Genomic DNA, 9,689 nt, shown 5'->3' with positions numbered 1-9,689 from the left:
TTAGTAGCACATTAGGCTTATCACTTACAGCAGGAACAGGACTTATCGATGTATCGACCAGTACTCCGGGAACCTATACCGTAACTTATACCACAGCAGGAACCTGTCCAAACAGTAGTACCGCTAGTGTAACGATCAATGCTTTACCAAATATACCAGTAATAACTACTAATAGCCCTGTATGTTCAGGTAGTGATGCAGTTTTCACAATTACAGGAATACCAAATGATATGGTAACCTATAACGGTTCAGTTTCTGGTACTGTTACTATTGGGGGAACAGGTACAGTAGATATTACTATTAATAATATTGTTACGGCTGTTACAATAAATTTAATAAATGTAGCAAATACTAATTGTAATTTAAGTCTATCAATTAGTGAAACTATAGTTATCAGTTCAATTGATTCTGACGGTGATGGTGTAATTGATTGTGATGAATCAACTCCTCCAAGTGGTGGAACACCAACTAATCCAAATGATTTCTGTAGCTATAACCCAGCTGATGTTACTCAAGTACCAAGCAATACATGGAATAATGCCGATTGTGATGGTGATGGCGTAACAAACGGTGATGAATTGACACCACCAGATGGAGAGAGTGCAACAGATCCAAATGAGCCATGTGATTTTATTACCAGCGATATCACCTTAACACCAGATGCAGCATTTTTAGCAGCAGACTGTGATGGTGATGGCGTAACAAACGGTGATGAATTGACACCACCAGATGGAGAGAGTACAACAGATCCAAATGAGCCATGTGATTTTATTACCAGCGATATCACCTTAACACCAGATGCAGCATTTTTAGCAGCAGACTGTGATGGCGATGGCGTAACAAATGGGGATGAATTGACACCACCAGATGGAGAGAGTACAACAGATCCAAATGAGCCATGTGATTTTATTACCAGCGATATCACCTTAACACCAGATGCAGCATTTTTAGCAGCAGACTGTGATGGCGATGGCGTAACAAATGGGGATGAATTGACACCACCAGATGGAGAGAGTACAACAGATCCAAATGAGCCATGTGATTTTATTACCAGCGATATCACCTTAACACCAGATGCAGCATTTTTAGCAGCAGACTGTGATGGCGATGGCGTAACAAACGGTGATGAATTGACACCACCAGGTGGTGAGAGTACAACAGATCCAAATGAGCCATGTGATTTTATTACCAGCGATATCACCTTAACACCAGATGCAGCATTTTTAGCAGCAGACTGTGATGGTGATGGCGTAACAAACGGTGATGAATTGACACCACCAGGTGGTGAGAGTACAACAGATCCAAATGAGCCATGTGATTTTATTACCAGCGATATCACCTTAACACCAGATGCAGCATTTTTAGCAGCAGACTGTGATGGTGATGGCGTAACAAACGGTGATGAATTGACACCACCAGATGGAGAGAGTACAACAGATCCAAATGAGCCATGTGATTTTATTACCAGCGATATCACCTTAACACCAGATGCAGCATTTTTGGCAGCAGACTGTGATGGAGATGGTGTAACAAACGGTGATGAACTTACCCCACCAGATGGAGAGAGTGCAACAGATCCACATGATCCGTGTTCATACAGACCTTCAGATATTACTGTAGGAGTAACAACTACAATAGATTGTACAGCTGGATTGGAGGTAACTAAATTAGCAGATGCATCAGATATAGAATTAGGTGATGAAATTAGATATACAATCGAAGTAGAAAACACAGGAAATGTGACTCTAACGAGTATAAACCTAGTGGATACCTTCACAGATATTAATGGTAACCCATTAACCTTAACAGAAGCACCTGTATTTGATGATGCAGATTTAGGAAGTGTAGAAGGTACCTTATTAGTAGGTGAGATAGCCACTTATACAGCGACTTTTGAAATCACACAACAAGCCATCAATTCTGGAGGAGTTCGTAATAGTGTAGAAGCCTCAGGAATTAGTCCAAGCTTTGAGACTATAACTGATATTAGTGATGATGGAGATGATGTAGATGGTAATACAGAGGATGATCCAACAGAGACCGAATTGGGTTGCTTAATAGTAATCAATGAATTCTCACCAAATGGAGACGGTGTTAATGAGTTTTTAATAATTAACTGTATAACCAACTATCCAAACAATAAGCTGGAGATCTATAACCGTTGGGGAAATATTGTTTATAAAAAACAAGGATACAACAACGAGTTTGATGGTACCTCTAATGGAAGAAGTACTATAAATGGCACAGAGAAATTACCAGTAGGAACCTATTATTATGTATTAGACCTTGGAGATGGCTCTAAACCTAAAATAGGATGGTTATACATCAACGGATAAAATAGTAAACAAACAACTAAAGAAATTAAAAATGATGAAACAACGATCATTAGCAAAAAGTTTAATTTTAGTAGTGTTTGCAACACTATTAAATCTAGAACTATCAGCCCAGCAAGACCCACAGTACACACAATATATGTATAATACAATGAGTGTGAACTCAGCCTATGCGGGTCAGCGGGATGTATTAAGTATCACAGGATTATACCGTACCCAATGGGTCGGTATTGATGGTGCTCCAAAAACAATCACTTTTGGAATTCATTCCCCTTTAAGAAACAAACGTTTGGGACTAGGGTTAAACCTAGTAAGCGATAAACTAGGGCCAGCGAGTGAAACCAATGTAGATATTAATTTCTCATATACCATCCCTATAGATGAAATACGAGGGACTGAGCTATCTTTTGGACTAAAAGGAGGTTTTCATTTATTAGATACCGATTGGAGCAAAGGTGTATTCCAATACCCCGATAGAGTTTTTAATGATAATCTAAGCCTATTCTCTCCAACCATAGGGGCAGGTCTTTACTTGCATTCAGAAAAATGGTATTTAGGATTATCCATACCAAACTTTTTTACGACGGAACATTATGATGGTGTTCAAGAATCCCTAGCTACAGAACGCTTACACTATTTTTTAATAGGAGGTTATGTGTTTGATATAGGAGAAAACACAAAACTAAAACCAGCCGCACTAGTTAAAGGTGTATCAGGAGCTCCATTAATAGCAGACCTTTCTATAAACGCTTTATTCAATGAAAAGCTAACCCTGGGTTTAGGCTACCGATGGGATGATTCCATTAGCGGTCTAGCAGGCTTTCAGATAAACCCAGGGTTATTTATAGGATACGCCTACGATCTTACTACGACAGGATTAAATACTTATAATAGTGGATCCCACGAAATAATGCTGCGATTTGAATTACAACAAATAGGAAGAATATTATCACCAAGATTCTTCTAAAAAGATACAGGGACATGAAAAAAAGATTACTATTATTACCGTTATTGACATTATTGCTGGTAAATATATCCTTTGGTCAAAAAGGGGTGGCCAGAAAAGCAAAGAAGACATATAACAATTTATCGTATGTAAAAACGACAGAACAGTTATTAGAAGTTGCAAATGAAGGGAATAGAAATCCCGAGTTATTAGAGAATTTAGCCAATTCCTTTTATTATAATGGGAAAATGGAAGAAGCTTCCCAATGGTACGGAGAGTTAATAGCTCAAAAAAAGGAAACCATAAATCCTGAAAACTACTTTAGATACTCTCAAGCCTTAAAAGGTATAGGAGCTTATGACAAAGCAGATAAAATCTTAGAAGAATTTATAAGATTACAACCAGAAGATTCTAGAAGTAAACTATTTCAAGCAGACTATCTGGAAACGATTGAAAAACGTTCGGATGATTTTGAGATGAATAACCTAGAAATCAATACCCCATTATCAGATTTTGGAACTTCAATACATCAGGATCAATTAATATTTGCATCCTCAAGGGGAGAAGATGAAGAACTGTATAATTGGAACGAACAACCCTTTTTAGATATTTATGAGTTAAATGCAGACGGAACAGCCACAGAGATAAAAGGCGCTATAAATACAAAATACCACGAATCGTCGACTGCCTTTACAAAAGATGGCAAAACAGTATACTTTACAAGAAACAATTACTATAAAGGTGAATTCAAGAAGAATTCGAAAAGAATACACGGCTTAAAAATATATAAAGCTGAATTGAAAGAAGAAGGCTGGACCAATATAGAACCGTTATCATTTAATAGTGATGACTATAATGTAGCCCATCCTGCTCTTAGTGCAGATGAGACAAAATTATATTTTGCATCCGATATGGAAGGAACTTTAGGCGCATCCGATATTTATGTAGTGACAATAAATGAAGACGGCAGTTATGGTGAACCAAAGAATCTAGGTTCTAAAATAAATACTGAAGGCAGAGAGAACTTCCCATATATAAGTAATAAAGGGACTTTGTATTTCTCATCAGATGGTCATCCAGGTTTAGGAGGTTTAGATGTATTCGCTTTTAAGAATATTGAAAAAATAACTACTTCAAATAATAAACCAATCAATGTTGGGAAACCAATCAACAGTTCGAAAGATGACTTTGAGTACATTATAAATGAAACTACCTACAAAGGCTATCTGTCCTCGAATAGAAAAGAAGGAAAAGGTGATGACGATATTTATAGCTTTACAAGAAATCCATATCTACAATACATAACAGGAACTGTATTAGATAAAAATACGAATCAGATAATAGCAGGTGCAGATGTGTTCATTTATAATCATGCAAATGAATTAGTAAAGACATTAAAATCTGATGAAAATGGCGAGTTTAGTTTAAAACTATCAGGAAGCCATAGTGATTACAAATCACAGGTAACTAAAGCAAACTATAAAGAAGGTGTAGAAGCTTTTAATATCGACACAGATGAACTAGAGTTACAAATAGTTATAAAGTTAGAACCTAATGAGGTAGACCTATTTAAACTATTAGATTTAAACCCTATCTATTTTGATTTTGATAAGGCCATTATACGACCAGAAGCAGAGCAAGAATTAGTGAAGATAATAAATTATATGAAGGCATATCCAAATACAAAAGTAGATGTACGATCGCATACAGACTCAAGAGGAAATAAATCATATAATTTAGAGCTATCAAAAAGAAGAAATAAATCAACCATAAACTACCTTATAAAAGAAGGAAGTATAGACGCGAGTAGATTAACTGGCAAAGGCTATGGTGAAACAATCTTAATAAATAAATGCATCACTGGTGTAAAGTGTAGTGAAGAAGAACATCAAGCTAATAGAAGAAGTGAGTTTATATTAGTAGAGGACTAACTTCAATACATATCGAATAAAGAAAAGCATTCATATAATTATGGATGCTTTTTTATTTTATAGTTAAGCTTTAATTTCTGATTAGAATATGTTTTTTAATATTTACTTGGTATTTTTGCTTTTCTATGAAAGAAGAAAAAGTAATTCTAGTAAATGAAAATGATGAGCAAATCGGATTGATGCCTAAAATGGAGGCTCATGAAAAAGCTTTATTACATCGCGCATTTTCCGTTTTTATTTTTAATAATAAAAATGAGTTAATGCTTCAGCAACGAGCTTTAAATAAATACCATTCTCCAGGACTTTGGACGAACACATGTTGTAGTCATCAACGCGATGGAGAAACTAATATTGGAGCAGGAAAAAGACGATTACAAGAAGAAATGGGATTTGTAGTGGACTTGCAAGAATCCATTTCATTTATCTATAAAGCGCCATTTGATAATGGATTAACCGAACATGAGTACGACCATGTATTATTAGGTAATTATAATGGAGAACCTACTATTAATCTAGATGAAGTAGTTGGCTGGAAATGGATGCCTTTAGATGAAGTTAAGGCAGACATTCTATTACAACCAGAATTATACACAGAATGGTTTAAGGTGATTTTCGATAAATTCTACGAACATATAAATATTTCTAAATGAAAGTAACAGTTAGTAGAAAAGCACATTTTAATGCAGCACATCGTCTGTATAGAAAGGATTGGAGTTTTGAAAAGAATGATGCTATTTTTGGTAAATGTAACAATCCAAACTTTCATGGTCATAATTATGAACTCATTGTTAGTATAACAGGAGAGATTGATCAGGAAACAGGTTATGTTATTGATATGAAAATTTTAAAAGAAATTATTAAAGCTGAAGTTGAAGATGCTTTCGATCATAAAAACTTAAATGTAGAAGTACCAGAATTTAAAGACTTAAACCCAACAGCGGAAAATATAGCTGTCGTAATTTACAATAAAATGAAGTCAAAGTTGGCATCACATTTAGAATTGGAGATTACCTTATTTGAAACACCTCGTAATTTCGTAACCTATTCAGGAAAATAAATGAATAACACATTATACCCAATTAAATTCAACCCTATTTTAAAAGATAAAATATGGGGCGGACAAAAATTAAAAACCATTCTCAATAAAAAAAGTGATTTACCAAATATTGGTGAAAGTTGGGAGATTAGTGACGTAGAAGGAGATACATCCATAGTGTCAAACGGAACCTTAAAAGGACATTCATTAAAAGAACTTTTAGAAACTTTTAAGGGACATTTAATAGGAGATAAAAACTATAAGGTATTTGGAAATAAATTTCCTTTACTTATAAAGTTTATCGATGCTCGAGAAGATTTATCAATTCAATTACATCCTAATGATGAGTTGGCAGCTAAAAGGCATAACTCTTTTGGTAAAACAGAAATGTGGTACACGTTACAAGCAGATGAAGGTTCTAATTTAATAGTTGGTTTTAATCAAGATATGACTTCAGAAAAATATTTAAGTCATTTAGAAGATAAAACGCTTACTGATATTTTAAATTTTGATAAAGTAAAAGTTGGAGATACTTACTTTATTGAAGTTGGGCGTATTCATGCTATTGGAGCAGGGGTTATGGTAGCCGAAATACAGCAAACAAGCGATATTACGTATCGTGTTTATGATTGGGATAGAGTAGATGATGAAGGTAATGAAAGGGAGTTACATAATGATTTAGCAATTGATGCCTTCGATTTTAATATGCCGGATAATTTTAGAGTAGCATATTCTAAAACAGAAAATCAATCTAACGAAATGGTAAGTTGTCCTTATTTTACAACTAATTATTTAAAAGTTACTGAGCCACTTAAAAAGAAAAATGAACATGATTCATTTATAATATATATGTGCGTAGAAGGTGATGCGGAAATTTTGGTTAACGGTATTTCTGAGTCTATTAAAAAAGGAGAAACGATATTGTTACCAGCAGCAATTACTGACTATGAAATTGCTTCTAAAAATGCTACACTATTGGAAGTTTATGTTTAATTTTGCAATCAAATAAAAATACAGATTATGGCAAATGTTAGAGACCTAAAAAAAGACATTAATTATGTTTTAGGTGATATTATTGAAGCAGTTTATGTTTGGGAATACGCAAACACAGACAAAGACACAAAAAAGAGCGAGGCAATTATTGACGAAGCAATTGCTACTTTTGATGAATTGATAGCCAAAGTTAATGCTAAAGATGTTGAAAACGCAAAAGCACATTTTAAAGCAATTAATGTAGAGCTAGAAACTAAAGGTAGAGCTTTAATAGAAAAAATTAATAAATTAGGATAAATTTTTTAACGGACTACTTGCAGATGTTAAATTAGATATTATATTTGCAACCGTTAAATAAGCCGATGTAGCTCAGCTGGCTAGAGCAGCTGATTTGTAATCAGCAGGTCGTGGGTTCGAGTCCCTCCATCGGCTCTTGAAATTTTGAAAAGCGTATCAGATAACTGACTTAAGTTTTGTTATTAAACTAAAAGTTGGTTTGGGCTAGAAGTTTATCCTGAGCGCAGTCGAAGGGAGTCCCTCCATCGGCTCTTAATAGAAACAAAAAAAGACCTTTCATTTGAAAAGGTCTTTTTTTGTTTTGTTTGAAATTTTAGCTTCATTTTTTCGAAGCTTTTATTTTATCAATATACAGTTGCAACTCTTTACCATACTTAGATTTTTTAACTTTTGGTGTCAAGTTATTATTTATAGTGTCAAGAAACTTAATTCTGGCATTGTAGATTTCTGAAAGAGCAAGATAGGGTGCTACTTCGCTATCAGTATTATTTAATGCAAAATTTACTGTGTATAAATATTTTCTTTTTAATGCATTATCGGATTCTTTTTCAAGAACACGAACTTTAGCTGTATCGTTGTTTTTTTGAGCTTCAAAATGTTCTTTTATTAAGTCTAGATTTCTATTATTCATTCTAGATATAATAGCATTGTATTCTTCTAACACTTTCTGTTGATCTGAGCCGTTAATTTTTGCATCAAAAACAAAGTTTTTTAATGTGCTATTAATTTCTGTTATGCCTTTATCCGCAAAAAAAGTAATCCTATCTTCCTCTGAGCTATTTTTATCTAAGTACAAAAAGAATACTTCTGGAGATTCTAAATCTGAATGTAATTCAAATTGAGAATTACCATTTATAACTAAAGAGTCTACAGTTATTAAAACAGTATCATTAGCTTTTTTAAGATAAATAGTTCCTTTTTTTAACTCTTTGATGTTTCCTCTAACTATTAAATCATGTTGCTTTTCACTACAAGAAGTTATTAAAAGGACTAAAAATAAAAACGTAATTTTTTTCATAAATAAGGTCTTTGTTGTATTGGCAAATATCTTAATAATTATATTTTAAATACTAACAGCTTATAATTATTTTATAGGGTTATATTTTTTTACTCTATATACTAAATTAAATATTAAATTTTAGAGTTTGGCACGGATGTTGTGATATGTAAAATAATTATATTTAATTAAAAAGTTTATTGAGTGGTTACTTTAAACTTAAAATGTAATTCATATTTTTGGTTAGTTAGTTAGTAAAAAAGCATCCTAAGAGGATGCTTTTTTTATTTCCATTTCTTGATAGATATATTCTTGACTAACCCCAAAAAAAATCTTGTTTTATAAAAGTAACTAATAACTCATGGTTTAGGAAGACGTTATAAAACAATTAAGATATCATAACCTTTGGTTTTAATATCGTCTAATTTCTTTTAAAAAAGTAGCATATTCTTTAGTCATATAAGTTCCCTTTCCTGCTAAATTATAATTTCTTTGTACTATTTGTTTAGTGGTTCTGTCTAACCATTTACGTCGTTTAATGTGTAAATACACTATTTTACCCCGTAAAGGAAAATCCTGAATGGTAATTTCTTCCAAGAAACCAAGAGAAATTAATTGGGAAGAGGCTTTTTCTTTGCTAACGATATTGAATTCTTCAAAATAAAGATGAATAACTTCATTTTTATTTGTTTTTTTTACTAAATCAAAATACTCAACTAACATTGAGGGGAGCGTAAGTTTAAGCAGATCTAGATAATTTTTCAAAATACTTTTTTGTAAAAATCTAAAACTTATTTCATTTTGTGTGCAACTTTTATAAGTGATCTAATTTTTAAAGCTTCTGGTGTGTATTTTGACGATATTTATAGTCTTTTTGTCTATAAATGTTAAAATTTAATGTATTTCGTCGATTTTATATGTTTTTTATCGTTTTAAATCAATTATAGTTTTACTTTTGAAGTGTACTAAATAACACACTTTTTAGTTCAATGGATTAATTAATTAATATTTGCATTATGAAGTACGATATAGAGACCCTAAATCTAAATTCATAATATAAAAAGCAAATTGAAAGAAAACCGAGTTTGAGGGAACTCGGTTTTTTTATATCCAATTTTTAATGCATTGATATTTTATCTACATTAGCTTATAGCTT

At 32.9% G+C, this 9,689-nt stretch carries 9 protein-coding genes and 1 tRNA gene; 8 read left to right on the top strand and 2 right to left on the bottom strand.

What is annotated here, in order from left to right:
• The 8 genes from EM932_RS19045 to EM932_RS19010 form a co-directional block, all read left to right on the top strand.
• Positions 1 to 2,336 (top strand): gliding motility-associated C-terminal domain-containing protein (locus EM932_RS19045; RefSeq protein WP_135878800.1); only part of this gene is annotated, 2,336 nt, incomplete at its 5' end.
• Positions 2,337 to 2,370: 34 nt separating this feature from the next.
• Complete coding sequence (locus tag EM932_RS19040; protein ID WP_456236431.1) at positions 2,371 to 3,300, top strand: PorP/SprF family type IX secretion system membrane protein; 930 nt, start codon at positions 2,371 to 2,373, stop codon at positions 3,298 to 3,300.
• 14 nt (positions 3,301 to 3,314) lie between these two features.
• Positions 3,315 to 5,210 carry an OmpA family protein gene (locus EM932_RS19035; RefSeq protein ID WP_135878798.1) on the top strand — a complete coding sequence of 632 codons (1,896 nt, stop codon included), beginning with the start codon at positions 3,315 to 3,317 and terminating at the stop codon, positions 5,208 to 5,210.
• Between the two features lie 125 nt (positions 5,211 to 5,335).
• The gene (gene idi, locus EM932_RS19030) at positions 5,336 to 5,860 is read left to right on the top strand and encodes an isopentenyl-diphosphate Delta-isomerase (RefSeq protein ID WP_135878797.1); all 525 of its coding nucleotides are present in this window, start codon (positions 5,336 to 5,338) and stop codon (positions 5,858 to 5,860) included.
• Positions 5,857 to 6,267, top strand: coding sequence for a 6-pyruvoyl trahydropterin synthase family protein (locus EM932_RS19025; RefSeq protein WP_135878796.1), 411 nt, complete (start codon positions 5,857 to 5,859; stop codon positions 6,265 to 6,267). The genes idi and EM932_RS19025 overlap by 4 nt, the downstream gene beginning before the upstream one ends.
• A complete protein-coding gene (locus EM932_RS19020; protein WP_135878795.1) occupies positions 6,268 to 7,239 on the top strand; it encodes a type I phosphomannose isomerase catalytic subunit in 972 nt (323 codons plus the stop codon).
• A gap of 27 nt (positions 7,240 to 7,266) precedes the next feature.
• On the top strand, positions 7,267 to 7,536 hold the full coding sequence (locus tag EM932_RS19015; protein WP_135878794.1) for a hypothetical protein: 270 nt from the start codon (positions 7,267 to 7,269) through the stop codon (positions 7,534 to 7,536).
• 61 nt (positions 7,537 to 7,597) lie between these two features.
• Positions 7,598 to 7,671: transfer RNA gene (locus EM932_RS19010), tRNA-Thr, on the top strand.
• Positions 7,672 to 7,855: 184 nt separating this feature from the next.
• Here EM932_RS19010 and EM932_RS19005 read toward each other — a convergent pair.
• Together EM932_RS19005 and EM932_RS19000 are read right to left on the bottom strand one after the other, a co-directional pair.
• On the bottom strand, positions 7,856 to 8,554 hold the full coding sequence (locus EM932_RS19005; protein WP_135878793.1) for a DUF4369 domain-containing protein: 699 nt from the start codon (positions 8,552 to 8,554) through the stop codon (positions 7,856 to 7,858).
• 390 nt (positions 8,555 to 8,944) lie between these two features.
• Positions 8,945 to 9,298 carry an ISAon1 family transposase N-terminal region protein gene (locus EM932_RS19000; protein WP_135878792.1) on the bottom strand — a complete coding sequence of 118 codons (354 nt, stop codon included), beginning with the start codon at positions 9,296 to 9,298 and terminating at the stop codon, positions 8,945 to 8,947.
• Positions 9,299 to 9,689 lie beyond the last annotated feature (391 nt).

The sequence above is a fragment of the Flavivirga rizhaonensis genome (assembly GCF_004791695.1).
Lineage (GTDB): Bacteria > Bacteroidota > Bacteroidia > Flavobacteriales > Flavobacteriaceae > Flavivirga > Flavivirga rizhaonensis.
This window is presented reverse-complemented; position numbering and strand designations above follow the sequence as displayed.

Coding starts and splice junctions, on each gene's coding strand:
- EM932_RS19040 (WP_456236431.1), top strand. CDS start 2,371: ATGAAACAACGATCATTAGCAAAAAGTTTAATTTTAGTAGTGTTTGCA.
- EM932_RS19035 (WP_135878798.1), top strand. CDS start 3,315: ATGAAAAAAAGATTACTATTATTACCGTTATTGACATTATTGCTGGTA.
- idi (WP_135878797.1), top strand. CDS start 5,336: ATGAAAGAAGAAAAAGTAATTCTAGTAAATGAAAATGATGAGCAAATC.
- EM932_RS19025 (WP_135878796.1), top strand. CDS start 5,857: ATGAAAGTAACAGTTAGTAGAAAAGCACATTTTAATGCAGCACATCGT.
- EM932_RS19020 (WP_135878795.1), top strand. CDS start 6,268: ATGAATAACACATTATACCCAATTAAATTCAACCCTATTTTAAAAGAT.
- EM932_RS19015 (WP_135878794.1), top strand. CDS start 7,267: ATGGCAAATGTTAGAGACCTAAAAAAAGACATTAATTATGTTTTAGGT.
- EM932_RS19005 (WP_135878793.1), bottom strand. CDS start 8,554: ATGAAAAAAATTACGTTTTTATTTTTAGTCCTTTTAATAACTTCTTGT.